Annotated in this window: 8 protein-coding genes and 3 rRNA genes; 5 read left to right on the plus strand and 6 right to left on the minus strand. The window is 66.6% G+C overall.

Features of this window, described 5'->3' with window-relative positions; translation table 11 throughout:
- Positions 1 to 210: 210 nt before the first annotated feature.
- On the minus strand, positions 211 to 1,542 hold the full coding sequence (locus SACSA_RS0113680; protein ID WP_019816476.1) for a hypothetical protein: 1,332 nt from the start codon (positions 1,540 to 1,542) through the stop codon (positions 211 to 213).
- Positions 1,543 to 1,687: 145 nt separating this feature from the next.
- Here SACSA_RS0113680 and SACSA_RS0113685 point away from each other — a divergent pair, with 145 nt between their 5' ends.
- Complete coding sequence (locus SACSA_RS0113685) at positions 1,688 to 4,213, plus strand: DEAD/DEAH box helicase (RefSeq protein WP_019816477.1); 2,526 nt, start codon at positions 1,688 to 1,690, stop codon at positions 4,211 to 4,213.
- A 162-nt stretch (positions 4,214 to 4,375) separates the two neighbouring features.
- On the opposite strand, the gene SACSA_RS0113690 is transcribed toward SACSA_RS0113685, so the two are convergent.
- The 4 genes from SACSA_RS0113690 to SACSA_RS0113705 all read right to left on the minus strand — a co-directional run bounded on the left by SACSA_RS0113690 (position 4,376) and on the right by SACSA_RS0113705 (position 8,361).
- Positions 4,376 to 5,239, minus strand: a complete 864-nt coding sequence (locus SACSA_RS0113690) for an aldehyde dehydrogenase family protein (RefSeq protein WP_028661858.1) — start codon at positions 5,237 to 5,239, stop codon at positions 4,376 to 4,378.
- Complete coding sequence (locus SACSA_RS0113695; protein WP_019816479.1) at positions 5,226 to 6,665, minus strand: aldehyde dehydrogenase family protein; 1,440 nt, start codon at positions 6,663 to 6,665, stop codon at positions 5,226 to 5,228. The genes SACSA_RS0113690 and SACSA_RS0113695 overlap by 14 nt, the downstream gene beginning before the upstream one ends.
- Before the next feature lie 4 nt (positions 6,666 to 6,669).
- Complete coding sequence (deoC, locus tag SACSA_RS0113700) at positions 6,670 to 7,623, minus strand: deoxyribose-phosphate aldolase (RefSeq protein WP_019816480.1); 954 nt, start codon at positions 7,621 to 7,623, stop codon at positions 6,670 to 6,672.
- An 84-nt stretch (positions 7,624 to 7,707) separates the two neighbouring features.
- On the minus strand, positions 7,708 to 8,361 hold the full coding sequence (locus SACSA_RS0113705) for a DUF1707 SHOCT-like domain-containing protein (protein ID WP_019816481.1): 654 nt from the start codon (positions 8,359 to 8,361) through the stop codon (positions 7,708 to 7,710).
- Positions 8,362 to 8,472: 111 nt separating this feature from the next.
- Between SACSA_RS0113705 and upp the strand changes: the two genes are divergently transcribed.
- On the plus strand, positions 8,473 to 9,096 hold the full coding sequence (gene upp / locus SACSA_RS0113710) for a uracil phosphoribosyltransferase (protein ID WP_019816482.1): 624 nt from the start codon (positions 8,473 to 8,475) through the stop codon (positions 9,094 to 9,096).
- 40 nt (positions 9,097 to 9,136) lie between these two features.
- On the opposite strand, the gene SACSA_RS0113715 is transcribed toward upp, so the two are convergent.
- Positions 9,137 to 9,727, minus strand: a complete 591-nt coding sequence (locus tag SACSA_RS0113715) for a TetR/AcrR family transcriptional regulator (RefSeq protein ID WP_019816483.1) — start codon at positions 9,725 to 9,727, stop codon at positions 9,137 to 9,139.
- 598 nt (positions 9,728 to 10,325) lie between these two features.
- Between SACSA_RS0113715 and SACSA_RS0113720 the strand changes: the two genes are divergently transcribed.
- The 3 genes from SACSA_RS0113720 to rrf all read left to right on the plus strand — a co-directional run bounded on the left by SACSA_RS0113720 (position 10,326) and on the right by rrf (position 15,370).
- Positions 10,326 to 11,856: ribosomal RNA gene (locus SACSA_RS0113720) — 16S ribosomal RNA — on the plus strand.
- 191 nt (positions 11,857 to 12,047) lie between these two features.
- Positions 12,048 to 15,178 (plus strand): 23S ribosomal RNA (locus SACSA_RS0113725).
- 74 nt (positions 15,179 to 15,252) lie between these two features.
- Positions 15,253 to 15,370 (plus strand): 5S ribosomal RNA (rrf, locus tag SACSA_RS0113730).
- Together the 16S, 23S and 5S rRNA genes form the textbook arrangement of a ribosomal RNA operon.
- Positions 15,371 to 15,664: the final 294 nt, after the last annotated feature.

The following is a 15,664-nucleotide window of genomic DNA, read 5'->3' on the forward strand; positions in this document are numbered from 1 at the left end:
TCACCATCAACGCCATGAAGTCGGCCTTCATGGACTTCGATCAGCGGCTCGACATCATCAACACCGTGATCAAGCCCTGGTACGCCGAGGTCGTCGACGCGCCGTAACACCCCGCACCCGCCCCGCCCGCGGTTGGTTGACGAGCCGTCAAGGCCCCCTTTACTGCATTGAGCGCAGTGAAGGAGGCCTTGACGACATGCCAAATGCGTGTCAGTTCAGGTGCAGGCGCGTTTCGAAGTTCTCCACGAGGGTGTGCCACGCCTTCTGTTCGGCGTCGAACGGTGCGCTGGGAGACAGCCGTGTGGGGTCGGGGTTGAGCACGAACGACACGAGCCAGCCGAGCCGCTCGGACGAGGCGAGCGCGTCGTGCACGCTGTCGTCGCCCGCCCAGTCGGCGGTGTCGGTGAGCAGCTCCACCGCCAGTTCGAGCTGGGTCGGATCGATCGCGTCCAGCCCGTCACCGATGTCGTCCGCAAGGCCGGCCAGCACGTAGGTGTTGTCCGGATCGACGTCGATCTCGAGCTCACCCGCCGTCGCGCTGGTCAGTACCTCGTCCCACGTGGAGACGTCGGCGAGGTCGGTGCGGGCGAGGTCGCCCGGTTCGGCCAGCGCTCGCGCCAGCGCCCGTTCGGACGGGAAGGTCTCGATCCGGCCGTTCGAACCGAGGAAGATCGGCTCGTCGTCGAGGTAGCAGCGCAGAGTGAAGTGTTCCCGCTCCGAGGTCACGATCTTGATCGGGTCGATGCCGACCTCGGTCCAGAACCCGGCGGGGGCGTCCTCGTCGGCATCGTCGTCCGTCTCGTCGCCGGTGTCGGTGTCCGTGGTCGTCTCCTCCGACCCGGAGCGCTCGGAATCCTCGCCGGTGGTGGAATCGGCGTAGACGGACTCGTAGTCCTCGCGCTCGTCGGAGTCGACACCGGCTTCGGACTCCGCCGACTCCTCGTGGAACGCGGCGAGCTCCTCGGCGGTCTGGTCCAGTGTGGCGGCGTCCACCTCGGGCACCGTGATGAGCTCGTCGATCGAGTCGAGCACCACGTCCCACTTGTCGGAGACGGTCTTGGACAGCTCGTTCCACAACCGGCCGCCCTCGCGGCCGGTGAACGGCAACTGGCCCTGGTCGAGCAGGGAGAACGCCTCACAGCCGTCGAGGACCTCATGGACCTCGTCGAGCTCGCACACGTCGGCGAGCGACCGCACGATGTTGACGATCTCGGCGAGCTCGCTCAGCGTCCACGAGTCCGGCTCACCGGCGACCATCTCGGGCACGCCGACGAGGTCGAAGCAGTGGTCGTCGTCCGGCATCAGCTCGGGGACGTTGAGCGCGGGGACGGCGTCCCACGCGGGATGGTCGACCAGATCGTGCTGGTCGGCCGTGCGGACGAACGCCGCCAAGTGCGCGGAGTCCGGGAAGGCGTAGAGGTCGTCCTCGTCACCGAGGAAGGCCTCCCACTCCTCGCCGTCCTCCCGCCATCGTGGCGCCCACAGGGTCACCAGGTCGCCTTGTGGCAGCCCGAGTTCGATCGGGATGATATCCTGTGCCATTCCGCCCTCCGGGAACACCTGTGCACGTGCCGGTTCACCACTGCGTACGAAACCGGACGTGTTAGGCGGCAGCCTACGGGTTCCGGCTCCGAACCGCGATCACCCCTCACGCGAAGGGGCCGCCAGTGACACGATCTCAGGCACGATGACTGACTTTCTCACCGACCGCCTCCCCGACGAGGCCGACCCCGACGCACTGTTCGACGCCTTCACCGGCTGGGTCTCCGAACAGGGCATCGAACTCTACCCGGCCCAGGAGGAGGCGCTGATCGAAGTCGTCTCCGGCGCCAACGTCATCCTGTCCACCCCGACCGGGTCGGGCAAGAGCCTGGTCGCCGTCGGCGCCCACCTGGCGGCGCTGGCCGAGGGCACCCGCAGCTTCTACACCGCCCCCATCAAGGCTCTCGTCTCGGAGAAGTTCTTCTCGCTGGTGGACGTCTTCGGCGCCGACAACGTCGGCATGATGACCGGCGACTCCAGCGTGAATCCGGACGCGCCGATCATCTGCTGCACCGCCGAGATCCTGGCCAACATCGCCCTGCGCGACGGCGCCGCGGCCGACGTCGGCCAGGTCGTGGCCGACGAGTTCCACTTTTACTCCGATCCGGACCGCGGCTGGGCCTGGCAGGTGCCGCTGCTGGAGCTGCCGAAGGCCCAGTTCGTGCTCATGTCGGCCACCCTCGGGGACGTGTCGTTCTTCTCCGACGACCTCACCCGCCGCACCGGAAGGAACACCGCCGTGGTGACCTCGGCGCAGCGTCCGGTGCCGCTGACGTTCCGCTACGCGACCACCCCGATGCACGAGACGGTCTCCGAGCTGGTGCGTGGCGGTCAGGCGCCCGTGTACGTGGTGCACTTCTCGCAGGCCGCGGCCGTGGAGCGGGCGCAGGCGCTGACGAGCATCAACGTGTGCAGCCGGGCGGAGAAGGAAGCCATCGCCGAGGCGATCGGTGACTTCCGCTTCTCGGCCGGCTTCGGCAAGACGCTGTCGCGGCTGGTGCGGCACGGCATCGGCGTGCATCACGCGGGGATGCTGCCGAAGTACCGCAGGCTGGTCGAACAACTCGCCCAGGCGGGCCTGCTGAAGCTCATCTGCGGCACCGACACCCTCGGCGTCGGCATCAACGTGCCCATTCGCACGGTGGTGCTCTCGGCGCTGACCAAGTTCGACGGCACCCGGCAGCGCCACCTCAACGCCCGCGAGTTCCACCAGATCGCGGGCCGGGCGGGCCGCGCGGGCTACGACACCGACGGCTACGTCGTCGTGCAGGCGCCCGACCACGTGATCGAGAACGCGAAGGCGCTGGAGAAGGCGGGCGACGACGCGAAGAAGAAGCGCAAGGTCGTGCGCAAGAAGGCCCCTGAGGGCTTCGTCAACTGGACCGAGAGCACGTTCGACCGGCTCGTGGCCGCACAGCCCGAGCCGCTGCGTTCCCGGTTCTCGGTGAGTCACTCCATGCTGCTCAACGTGATCTCGCGGCCGGGCGACGCGTTCGCGCACATGCGGCACCTGCTCGAGGACAACCACGAGGACCGGCCCGCGCAGCGCAGGCACATCCTGCGGGCGATCGCGATCTACCGGGCGCTGCGCGCGGCCGAGGTCGTCGAGCGGCTCGACGAACCGGACGAGCAGGGCCGCACCGTGCGGTTGACGGTGGACCTGCAATTCGACTTCGCGCTCAACCAGCCGTTGTCGCCGCTGGCGCTGGCCGCGATCGAACTGCTCGACCCGGAGTCGCCGAGCTACGCGCTCGACGTGGTCTCCGTAGTCGAGGCCACGGTGGACGATCCGAAGCAGGTGCTGGCCCAGCAGCGGTTCGCCGCGCGCAACGAGGCCATCGCCGAGATGAAGGCCCAGGGCATCGAGTACGAGCAGCGCATGGAGCTGCTCGACGAGGTCACGCACCCGAAGCCGTTGGAGGAGCTGCTCGACGCGGCGTACTCGCGTTACCGCCAGGGGCATCCGTGGGTGGCCGACTACGAGCTCTCGCCCAAGTCCGTGGTGCGCGACATGTACGAGCGGGCGATGAACTTCGTCGAGTACATCGGCCACTACGGACTGGCCCGTTCGGAGGGTGTGCTGCTGCGCTACCTGGCCGACACCTACGACGCGCTCCGCCGCACGGTGCCCGACGACGCCAAGACGGAGCCGCTGCAGGATCTGATCGAGTGGCTGGGCGAGCTGGTGCGCCAGGTCGACTCCAGCCTGCTCGACGAGTGGGAGGCGCTGCGCCACCCGGACGAGGCGAGAACCGACGCGACCGGGCGGCACACGGCGCCCGACGGCCCGCAACCGGTCACCCGCAACGAACGGGCGTTCCGGGTACTGGTGCGCAACGAGATGTTCCGCCGGGTACAGCTCGCCGCGCGGGAGGCCTACGACGAGCTCGGCGAGCTCGACGGTCGCTCCGGCTGGGACGCCGAGGCGTGGGAGGACGCGCTGGCCGGCTACTTCGCCGAGTACGACGAGATCCGCACCGGACCGGACGCCCGAGGACCGGGCCTGCTGCTGATCGAGCGCGAACCCGAGCCGGGCATCTGGCGCGTGCGCCAGATCCTCGACGACCCGGAGGGCGACCACGACTGGGGCATCAGCGCCGAGGTCGACCTCCCCGCCTCCGACGACGCGGGCACGGCCATCCTCCACGTGACCGACGTCAACCAGCTCTGACGCACAGGCCAACTCGCGACCCCGAGCGGGCAACTCGCGAACCCGAGGAGGCAACTCGCGAACCCGAGGAGGCAACTCGCGGACGCGGCCCCTTGTCGTCCGCGAGTTGCCCCTTGTGGAGCGTGAGTTGACCGTTGCGGTGGTGTGAGGGGGCCGTTCGGGTCAGGTGCCGAGGGGGTGCCAGACCGTCTTCTGTTCGAGGTAGTGGCGCAGGCGGGTCAGGGTCGGGGCGGTGGTCCAGTCCGGTTCCTCGTCGGGCACGTCGAGCACCCGCTTCACGGTGCCCGCCGCCTCCCGTGCGATCTCGACCTTGCCCACGGGGCCCGCGCCGACGGGGTCGACGGCGTTGACGTCGGCGTGCGTGGCCAGCCACGGTCCGAGCTCGGTCGCCCTGCCGGTGAGCACGTTGACAACACCGGCGGGCACGTCCGAGGTCGCGAGCACCTCCGCCAACGTGACGGCCGGGAGCGGACGCTCCGCGCTGCTGACCACCACCGCCGTGCACCCGGTCGCCAGCACCGGCGCCAGCACGCTCACCAACCCCAGCAGGGACGACCGCTGCGGCGCCAGCACGCCCACCACACCCGTCGGCTCGGGTGTGGTGAACGAGAAGTACGGACCCGCCACCGGATTCGCCGCGCCCAGCACGGTCGCGAACTTGTCGGTCCAGCCCGCGTACCACACCCACCGGTCCACGGCGGCGTCCACAAGCGACTCCGCCTTGCGCGCGGAAAGGCCCTCGGCGTCGGAGACCCGGGCGGCGAACTGGTCCCGCCGGTCCTGGAGCATCTCGGCCACCCGGTAGAGCACCTGCCCCCGGTTGTAGGCCGTGGCCCTCGACCAGCCGCCGAAGGCCGCTCGCGCCGCGGACACCGCGTTCCGCAGGTCCTTGCGTGAGGCCTGCGCGGCGTTGGCGAGGAAGCGCCCCTTCGGATCGGTGACGGGATAGCTGCGACCCGACTCCGAACGCGGGAACGCCCCGCCGACGTAGAGCTTGTAGGTCTTCGACACCTCAACTCGGGACATGCAGATACGCCTCCAGACCCGTCCGGCCGCCTTCGCGCCCGAAGCCCGACTCCTGGTAGCCGCCGAACGGCGCGGCGGGATCGAAACGGTTGAACGTGTTGGCCCAGACCACACCGGCGCGCAGCCGGTCGGCCATCCACAGCGTCCGGGACCCCTTCTCGGTCCAGATCCCCGCGGACAATCCGTAGGGCGTGTTGTTGGCCTTGGTCACGGCCTCCTCCGGCGTGCGGAAGGTCAGCACGGACAGCACCGGCCCGAAGATCTCCTCCCTGGCGATGCGCATCGACTGCTGCACCTCGGAGAACACCGTCGGCGCGAAGAAGTACCCGCGCTCGGGCAGTGGACACGGGCTGGTCCAGCGCCGCGCGCCCTCGGCGTCGCCGGAGTCGGCCAGCTCGCGGATGCGGGCGAGTTGCTCGGCCGAGTTGACCGCCCCGATGTCGGTGTTCTTGTCCAACGGATCGCCCAGCCGCAGAGTGGAGACCCGCGCCCGCAGCCGGTCGAGCAGTTCCTCGGCGACCGACTCCTGCACCAGCAGCCGCGAGCCCGCGCAGCAGACGTGTCCCTGGTTGAAGAAGATGCCGTTGACGATGCCCTCGACGGCCTGGTCGAGCGGGGCGTCGTCGAACACGATGTTGGCGGCCTTGCCGCCGAGCTCAAGGGTCAGCCGCTTGCCGGTGCCTGCCACGGAACGCTGGATCTGTTTGCCGACCTCGGTCGAGCCCGTGAAGGCGACCTTGTCCACACCCGGGTGGTCCACCAGAGCCGCGCCGATGTCGCCCGCCCCCGGCACGATGTTGACCACGCCCGGTGGCAGGTCCGCCTGCTGGCAGATCTCGGCGAAGACCAGCGCGGTGAGCGGGGTCGTCTCGGCGGGCTTGAGCACGACGGTGTTGCCCGTGGCCAGCGCGGGCGCGACCTTCCACGCCAGCATCAGAAGCGGAAAGTTCCACGGGATGATCTGCCCGGCCACGCCGAGCGGACGGGGCTCCGGTCCCAGGCCCGCGTGGTCGAGCTTGTCGGCCCACCCCGCGTGGTAGAAGAAGTGCGCGGCGGCCGTCGGCACGTCGGCGTCCCGCGACTCGGAGATCGGCTTGCCGTTGTCCAGCGTTTCGAGCACGGCCAGTTCCCGGGCACGCTCCTGCATCAACCGGGCGATGCGGAAGACGTACTTCGCGCGCTCGCTGCCGGGCATGGCCCGCCAGGTGCGCTCGTAGGCCTTGCGCGCCGCCTTCACCGCGGCGTCGACGTCCGACGGCGCGGCCGTGCCGACCTCGGCCAGCACCTCCTCGGTCGCCGGGTTCAGCGAGCGCAGCGGCTCGCCCGAGCCGTCGACGAACTCGCCGCCCACGAAGGGCCGGTACGACGGTTTCAGATTGGCGACCTCACGCGACTCCGGCGCGGGCGCGTACTCCCACAGGCTCACGAAATCAGTCCAATGCCAGGTAGTCGGGGCCGCTGTAGTGGCCGTCGAGTTGGGTGCGCCGCTGGAGCACCAGGTCACCGAGCAGACCGGAGGCGCCGAACCGGAACAGCGACGGTGTCAGCCACTCCTGCCCGGCGACCTCGTGCACGGCGACGAGGTAACGCACCGCGTCGGAGGTGGTGCGGATGCCCCCCGCGGGCTTGACGCCACGCAGCTCGCCGGTGGCGCGGTACCAGTCCCGTACGGCCTGCAGCAGCACGTGGGTCACCGGCAGCGTCGCGGCGGGGGAGACCTTGCCGGTGGAGGTCTTGACGAAGTCGCCTCCGGCCAGCAGTGCCAGCCAGGCCGCGCGCCGGACGTTGTCGTAGGTGGCCAGCTCCCCGGTTTCGAGGATCACCTTCACATGGGCGGGCCCGCTTTCCTGCTTGACCGCGCGGATCTCGTCGAACACCGCGCCGTAGCGGCCTTCGAGGAAGGCGCCCCGGTCGATGACCATGTCCACCTCCCCCGCCCCGGAGTCCACGGCGTGGCGCACGTCGGCGAGCTTGACCTCGCGGATCGACCGGCCCGACGGGAACGCCGTCGCCACGCTCGCGACGGCGATGCCGGTGCCGTCGAGCGCCTCGACCGCGGTGGCCGCGAGGTCGGGATACACGCACACCGCCGCCACGCTCGGCGTGTCCGGCCGATCGGGGTCGGGGCGCCGGGCCCTGGCCGCCAGCGACCGCACCCGGCCCCGGGTGTCGGCGCCCTCCAAGGTGGTCAGGTCCACCATCGAGATCGCCGTGTCGATGGCCCAGAGCTTCGCGGCCTTCTTGATGCTGCGGGTGGCCAGGGTCGCGGCGCGCTGTTCGACGCCCACCTGGTCCACGCCGGGCAGACCGTGCAGGAACCGGCGCAGACTCGCCTCGTCGCGGGTCGCGTCGGCGAGGTCGGCCGGCAGGGTAGCTGTTGCCATGGCCGAAAGCGTATCGGCACGCGCCACCGGTCCGGGCCGGGCGACGAGCGCGCCGGACCGGACAGGGCCGAGGGCGTGTGGTCGCTACTCCTCGATCCGCTTCGACTCGGTTTCGCGTGGCATCCGCTTGACCTCGACCCCGCCCATGAACGCGAGGCCGTTGATGCGCACCACCGGCGCGCCGGGCGGTGCGGTGTCGGAGGCGCCCTTCTTGTTCTTGGTCTCGAACGCGCCCATGACGCCGATCCCGGTCACCTCCACGATGATGTCGTCGGGCACCGTGATGTCGACCCCGCCCATGATCGCGACCGCGGTGATCGTGCTGTGCTTCTCCGCGAACCGCGCGTGCCGCAGGTCGATCTCCACCCCGCCCCAGAAGGCGACGCTGTTGTGCTGCGGCGGGACGACCCAGTTGCCCTTGCGGGTGGCGCCGGACATCACGGCGATCGAGAACGTCGAACCCGGCGTCCCGCCGATGCGGCGTTCGGGGGAGCCCGCCCGGGGTGAGGGTGTCGCGGGCAGGTCGGGCGAGACCGAGGCGCCCGGCAGGTCGGCGAGCACGGGTTCCAGCTCGCCCAGGGTCTTGGCCGCGTACACCGTGTCGAGCCGCTGTTCCAGCTCGCTCATCGTGATGCGCCCCTCGCCCAGTGCGTCATGCAGGACCCGCGCGACGCGTTCCCGGTCGGCGTCCGAGGCGCGCAGGCGCCCGAGTTCGCCGTGCCCCGCTGCTTCGTTCACGCGCCCACCCTATACACCCCGTCTGGACGGATCAGCCCGTTTCGCCCGCGGGCGCGGACGGGCCCGCGAGGCCGAGGCCGGAGGCGTCGCGGCGACGTTAGGGTGACGCCCATGGACGTGCTCGTCGTCGACCATCCTCTGGCCAAGGCCCGGCTCTCCACCATGCGGGACGCCCGCACCGACAGTGCCGCGTTCCGGGCCGCCCTGCACGAGCTGACGGTCATGCTGCTCTACGAAGCCACGCGCGATGCTCCGCTGGTCACCGAGCGCATCCACACGCCGGTCGCGCGCACCGAGGGCTACCGGCTCGCCGATCCGCCGCTGCTGGTTCCCGTGCTCCGCGCGGGGCTCGGGATGGCCGATCAGGCCCACAAGCTGATCCCGGACGCGTGGATGGGGTTCGTGGGGCTGGCCCGCGACGAGGAGACGCTGCTGCCGACGCCGTACATGGAGTCGCTGCCGGAGTCCCTGGCCGGCCGCCCCGTGGTCGTGCTCGATCCGATGCTGGCCACCGGCGGATCGATGGAGTACACGATCCGGCTGCTGACTCAGCGCGGCGCCACCGACGTCACGGCGGTGTGCGCGCTGGCCGCCCCCGAGGGGATCGAGCGGCTGGAGAAGTCCGGGATGCCCGTGCGCGTGGTGACCGCGAGCGTGGACGAGCGCCTCAACGAGTCCGGCTTCATCGTCCCCGGTCTCGGTGACGCGGGAGATCGTCAGTACGGCTGCGTCTGAACGGTCCTCACGACGCTTCCGCGCGCGGGCGGGTGCGGTTTCAGCGGCACCAGCCGCTGGCGGTCGCGCGCAGGCCGCCCTCGTAGGCGGTGCAGAAGTCGAAGCCGCGGGGCAGTGTCCTGCTCAGTTCGAACGCCACCATCCCGTGTGCGCACGCCCAGCAGCTCACCGCGATCGTTTCCACCGCGGCGTCGGCGAGCACGCCCGACTCGACACCCGCCCGGACGGTCTCCCACAGCGGTGCCAGCGCCGTCATCGCCAGTCGGTCGGTACCGGGACCGGCCTCGAAACCCGGGGTCACGTCGGCGAACATGATCGGATAGAGGTGCCGGTCGGCGAGCGCGCTCTCCCGGTAGGCCAGGCCGAGCCGCACGACGTCGTCCACGGTGTCCCCTGTGGTCTCGGTGCGGCGAAGCCGCAGCCCGAGCCGCCGGAAGCCCTCGGCGTAGAGCTCGTTGACCAGGGTCGCCTTGTTACCGAACAGGGCGTAGACCGCGGTCGTCGAGGTACCCGCGTCGGAGGCCAGCCTGCGCATGCTCAGCGCGCCGGCACCGTGCTCGGCGAGCAGCCGCCCGGCGTGGTCGAGCAGGCGCGTGCGCAGCGCGTCGTCGTGAACCGTCGAGCGTGGCATCCGATCAGCGTAACGACGCCGTGCGCGCGTGGACGGCAACGACCACTCCGGGCCCGGCCCTCGTGGGCGGCTCCGACCGCCGTCGCGTGGACGCCTGTGCGGACGATGCCGGGCGACCGCACGGGGGAGGACGGGCGTCCGGCTTCCCCCGTGCCGAGCCGGAGCGCCACCGCGGGCTTCGGGGTCTCCGGGGCCTTCGAGGTCCTCCATCGGCGCTGACCTGCGAAGATCGAAAAAGGGGACCCCCCTGTTTCGGCGGGTCCGGCGGGTGTGTAGTCTTTTCTTCGTCGCCGGGGAGACCGGGCCGGGCCTTCGGGAGAGGGCTGAGGGCGCGGGTTACTCGGTGGGGGAACATGAACCAAGCTCCCATGGTTGTGGTAGAGTGGGTGTTTCCCGGTCGGGTGCCTGCCTTGTGCCAGTTGTTGGTGTGTGGGTGGGTGTTCGGCGGTTGGTAACGAAGACACTTTTCGTGTTGTTTGAGAACTCAACAGTGCGCTAGTGATTGTCAGCTAGTAGAGCTTTGATGCCCCTTTTTTTGGGGTGTGCCCCTTTTTTTGAAGGGTTTCTTTGAGATCATTTGGGTCTCGGATCGGATTCATTGTTGGAGAGTTTGATCCTGGCTCAGGACGAACGCTGGCGGCGTGCTTAACACATGCAAGTCGAACGCTGAAGCTCAGCTTGCTGGGTGGATGAGTGGCGAACGGGTGAGTAACACGTGGGTAATCTGCCCTGTACTCTGGGATAAGCCCTGGAAACGGGGTCTAATACCGGATATGACATGTCTCCGCATGGGGGTGTGTGGAAAGCTCCGGCGGTACAGGTTGAGCCCGCGGCCTATCAGCTTGTTGGTGGGGTGATGGCCTACCAAGGCGACGACGGGTAGCCGGCCTGAGAGGGTGACCGGCCACACTGGGACTGAGACACGGCCCAGACTCCTACGGGAGGCAGCAGTGGGGAATATTGCACAATGGGCGCAAGCCTGATGCAGCGACGCCGCGTGGGGGATGACGGCCTTCGGGTTGTAAACCTCTTTCGCTAGGGACGAAGCCTTTCGGGGTGACGGTACCTGGAGAAGAAGCACCGGCTAACTACGTGCCAGCAGCCGCGGTAATACGTAGGGTGCGAGCGTTGTCCGGAATTATTGGGCGTAAAGAGCTCGTAGGCGGTGTGTCGCGTCTGCCGTGAAAACCTGCGGCTTAACCGTGGGCGTGCGGTGGATACGGGCATCACTTGAGTTCGGCAGGGGAGACTGGAATTCCTGGTGTAGCGGTGGAATGCGCAGATATCAGGAGGAACACCGGTGGCGAAGGCGGGTCTCTGGGCCGATACTGACGCTGAGGAGCGAAAGCGTGGGGAGCGAACAGGATTAGATACCCTGGTAGTCCACGCCGTAAACGTTGGGCGCTAGGTGTGGGACGCTGTTCACGTGTCCCGTGCCGTAGCTAACGCATTAAGCGCCCCGCCTGGGGAGTACGGCCGCAAGGCTAAAACTCAAAGGAATTGACGGGGGCCCGCACAAGCGGCGGAGCATGTGGATTAATTCGATGCAACGCGAAGAACCTTACCTGGGCTTGACATGCACCGGATCGCCCCAGAGATGGGGTTTCCCTTGTGGCTGGTGTACAGGTGGTGCATGGCTGTCGTCAGCTCGTGTCGTGAGATGTTGGGTTAAGTCCCGCAACGAGCGCAACCCTTATCCTATGTTGCCAGCGGGTAATGCCGGGGACTCGTGGGAGACTGCCGGGGTCAACTCGGAGGAAGGTGGGGATGACGTCAAGTCATCATGCCCCTTATGTCCAGGGCTTCACACATGCTACAATGGCTGGTACAGAGGGTGGCGATACCGTGAGGTGGAGCGAATCCCTTAAAGCTGGTCTCAGTTCGGATCGTAGTCTGCAACTCGACTGCGTGAAGTCGGAGTCGCTAGTAATCGCAGATCAGCAGTGCTGCGGTGAATACGTTCCCGGGCCTTGTACACACCGCCCGTCACGTCATGAAAGTCGGTAACACCCGAAGCCCGCGGCCCAACCGGGTTTTCCCGGGGGGAGTGGTCGAAGGTGGGACTGGCGATTGGGACGAAGTCGTAACAAGGTAGCCGTACCGGAAGGTGCGGCTGGATCACCTCCTTTCTAAGGAGCCTGTTGGCTTGTTAGAGCCTGATTGTGAACCTCTGCTGGTTGGTGTCGTCCTGGTGCGTGCCGTGGTGGTGCGCGGGGGGATGCTGTGATGGTCGCTGGCGTACTGTTGGGTGTCTGAGGCAGCACGTGGGTGTTGTTTCGGTGGTGTTTGAGAATTGCAGAGTGGGTGCGAGCATCTTTGTGGTCAAGTTGTGTAGGGCACATGGTGGATGTCTGGGCATCAGGGGCCGATGAAGGACGTGGGAGGCTGCGATAAGCCTCGGGGAGCTGTCAACCGAGCTGTGATCCGAGGATGTCCGAATGGGGTAACCCGGCACCCGTGATGGGGTGTCACCCGCACCTGAATGTATAGGGTGTGTGGAGGGAACGCGGGGAAGTGAAACATCTCAGTACCCGTAGGAAGAGAAAACAACGGTGATTCCGTGAGTAGTGGCGAGCGAAAGCGGAGGAGGCTAAACCGTGCGCATGTCAAGCTGTCAGGTGTTGTGTGTGCGGTGTTGTGGGGTGCCATGGCCGGGAGCTGACACTTCCGGGGATGCGTCGTGTGGTTAGCGGAACACGTTGGGATGCGTGGCCGGAGTGGGTGAGAGTCCCGTACGCGAAAGCTGCATGGGCGTGTCTGGTGGTTGTCCCCGAGTAGCAGCGGGCTCGTGGAATCTGCTGTGAATCTGCCGGGACCACCCGGTAAGCCTAAATACTTCCTGGTGACCGATAGTGCACGAGTACCGTGAGGGAAAGATGAAAAGTACCCCGGGAGGGGAGTGAAAGAGTACCTGAAACCGTGTGCCTGCAAGCCGTCAGAGCCTGCGGGTGATGGCGTGCCTTTTGAAGAATGAGCCTGCGAGTTAGTGCTGCGTGGCGAGGTTAACCCGGGTGGGGTAGCCGGAGCGAAAGCGAGTCTGAAGAGGGCGTCGAGTCGCGTGGTCTAGACCCGAAGCGGGGTGATCTACCCATGGCCAGGGTGAAGCGCCGGTAAGACGGCGTGGAGGCCCGAACCCACCAGGGTTGAAAACCTGGGGGATGAGCTGTGGGTAGGGGTGAAAGGCCAATCAAACTCCGTGATAGCTGGTTCTCCCCGAAATGCATTTAGGTGCAGCGTCGTGTGTTTCCCGTCTGGGGTAGAGCTACTGGATGGCCTAGGGGGCTTACCGGCTTACCGAAGTCAACCAAACTCCGAATACGGATGGGTGAGAGCGCGGCAGTGAGACGGCGGGGGATAAGCTCCGTTCGTCGAGAGGGAAACAGCCCAGAACACCAGCTAAGGCCCCTAAGTGTGTGCTCAGTGGGAAAGGATGTGGAGTCGCTGAGACAACCAGGAGGTTGGCTTAGAAGCAGCCATCCTTGAAAGAGTGCGTAATAGCTCACTGGTCAAGTGGTTCTGCGCCGATAATGTAGCGGGGCTTAAGCACACCGCCGAAGCTGTGTCACTCACACTTTGATCCGCCAGGTGTCCCTGCGGGGTCCTGGTGTAGTCGTGTGGGTGGGTAGGGGAGCGTCCTGCGTCCTGGGAAGCAGCCGGGTGACCGAGTTGTGGAGGGTGTGGGAGTGAGAATGCAGGCATGAGTAGCGAAAGCGCAGTGAGAATCTGCGCCGCCGGATGACCAAGGGTTCCTGGGCCAGGTTGTTCCGCCCAGGGTAAGTCGGGACCTAAGGCGAGGCCGACAGGCGTAGTCGATGGACAACGGGTTGATATTCCCGTACCCGCGTGTGCGCGTCCCTGGCGAGGCAGGTGAGACTAACCACCCGCCTGCCATGCCGTGTCCTTCGGGGCCGGTGTGGTGTGGTGCGTGGGGCCTGATCCTGTAGTAGCCAAGCGATGGGGTGACGCAGGAAGGTAGCCCCGCCAGTCAGTGGTGATACTGGTGTAAGCGTGTGGCCCGCTCGATAGGGAAATCCGTCGGGCTGTCTTGGATGACGAGGGTGAGGCGTGATGCATAGCCGTTGTGGCGAAGTAGGGTGATCCTCTGCTGCCGAGAAAAGCCTCTAGCGAGTGCGCGCGTGGCCCGTACCCCAAACCGACACAGGTGGTCAGGTAGAGAATACCAAGGCGATCGGGCGAACTGTGGTTAAGGAATTCGGCAAATTGCCCCCGTAACTTCGGGAGAAGGGGGGCCAACGCACCTGAAGCCCTGCGCGGGCTAGGGTGTGGTGGCCGCAGAGACCAGCGGAAAGCGACTGTTTACTAAAAACACAGGTCCATGCGAAGACGTAAGTCGAGGTATATGGACTGACGCCTGCCCGGTGCTGGAACGTTAAGAGGACCCGTTAACCCCTTTCGGGGTGAAGCGGAGAATTTAAGCGCCAGTAAACGGCGGTGGTAACTATAACCATCCTAAGGTAGCGAAATTCCTTGTCGGGTAAGTTCCGACCTGCACGAATGGCGTAACGACTTTCCGGCTGTCTCAACCACAGACCCGGCGAAATTGCACTACGAGTAAAGATGCTCGTTTCGCGCGGCAGGACGGAAAGACCCCGGGACCTTTACTACAGCTTGGTATTGGTTTTCGGTTCGGTTTGTGTAGGATAGGTGGGAGACTGGGAAGCGGCCACGCCAGTGGTTGTGGAGTCGTTGTTGAAATACCACTCTGGCCGGATTGGGAACCTCAACCTCGGACCGTGAGCCGGTTCAGGGACAGTGCCTGGTGGGTAGTTTAACTGGGGCGGTTGCCTCCTAAATGGTAACGGAGGCGCCCAAAGGTTCCCTCAGCCTGGTTGGCAATCAGGTGGCGAGTGTAAGTGCACAAGGGAGCTTGACTGTGAGACTGACGGGTCGAGCAGGTGCGAAAGCAGGGACTAGTGATCCGGCACTTCCTGGTGGAAGGGGTGTCGCTCAACGGATAAAAGGTACCCCGGGGATAACAGGCTGATCTTGCCCAAGAGTCCATATCGACGGCATGGTTTGGCACCTCGATGTCGGCTCGTCGCATCCTGGGGCCGGAGTAGGTCCCAAGGGTTGGGCTGTTCGCCCATTAAAGCGGCACGCGAGCTGGGTTTAGAACGTCGTGAGACAGTTCGGTCCCTATCCGCCGCGCGCGTTGGAGACTTGAGGAAGGCTGTCCCTAGTACGAGAGGACCGGGACGGACGAACCTCTGGTATGCCAGTTGTCCCGCCAGGGGCACGGCTGGTTCGCTACGTTCGGAAGGGATAACCGCTGAAGGCATCTAAGCGGGAAGCCCGTTCCAAGATGAGGTCTCCCACCACCATTCGAGTGGGTAAGGCCCCCCACAGATGATGGGGTTGATAGGCCAGACATGGACGCACAGCAATGTGTTCTCGAGTGGACTGGTACTAATCGGCCGAGGGCTTGACCACAAACATGCTACGCACCCACTCTGCAACTCTGAAACACCACCCCAACACACCAGTGGTGTTGTTTCACAGGGTTGTTCGGTGGCTATAGCGGCAGGGGACACGCCCGGTCCCATTCCGAACCCGGAAGCTAAGCCCGCCAGCGCCGATGGTACTGCACCCGTGCGGGTGTGGGAGAGTAGGACACCGCCGAACACACAACGAAAAGCCCGGGGGCCCGCCGGGAGTTGGCCAGGAACGACCCAACTCCCGGCGGGCCCTTTCGGCATGCCCAGCTCCATAGTGGTGACCACGGTCGTGCGCGCACGGCCGACGACGGAGGAGGACACGTGACCGCATACGGTCGACGAGGTCCCGGCGGGAACGATCCCGCTCGGCCGAAACGTGAGGGGCAGGGGGCGGCCCGCGATTTCGGCGGCGCTCGTGCGCACGAGGGGGGACAGCGGGCGAACCGTGGTGACCGCCGTGACGACCGCGCCCACCGGCACG

This window comes from Saccharomonospora saliphila YIM 90502 (assembly GCF_000383795.1).
Taxonomy (GTDB): domain Bacteria; phylum Actinomycetota; class Actinomycetes; order Mycobacteriales; family Pseudonocardiaceae; genus Saccharomonospora; species Saccharomonospora saliphila.

Coding starts and splice junctions, on each gene's coding strand:
- SACSA_RS0113715 (WP_019816483.1), bottom strand. CDS start 9,727: ATGCCACGCTCGACGGTTCACGACGACGCGCTGCGCACGCGCCTGCTC.
- upp (WP_019816482.1), top strand. CDS start 8,473: ATGGACGTGCTCGTCGTCGACCATCCTCTGGCCAAGGCCCGGCTCTCC.
- deoC (WP_019816480.1), bottom strand. CDS start 7,623: ATGGCAACAGCTACCCTGCCGGCCGACCTCGCCGACGCGACCCGCGAC.
- SACSA_RS0113685 (WP_019816477.1), top strand. CDS start 1,688: ATGACTGACTTTCTCACCGACCGCCTCCCCGACGAGGCCGACCCCGAC.
- SACSA_RS0113680 (WP_019816476.1), bottom strand. CDS start 1,542: ATGGCACAGGATATCATCCCGATCGAACTCGGGCTGCCACAAGGCGAC.
- SACSA_RS0113690 (WP_028661858.1), bottom strand. CDS start 5,239: ATGTCCCGAGTTGAGGTGTCGAAGACCTACAAGCTCTACGTCGGCGGG.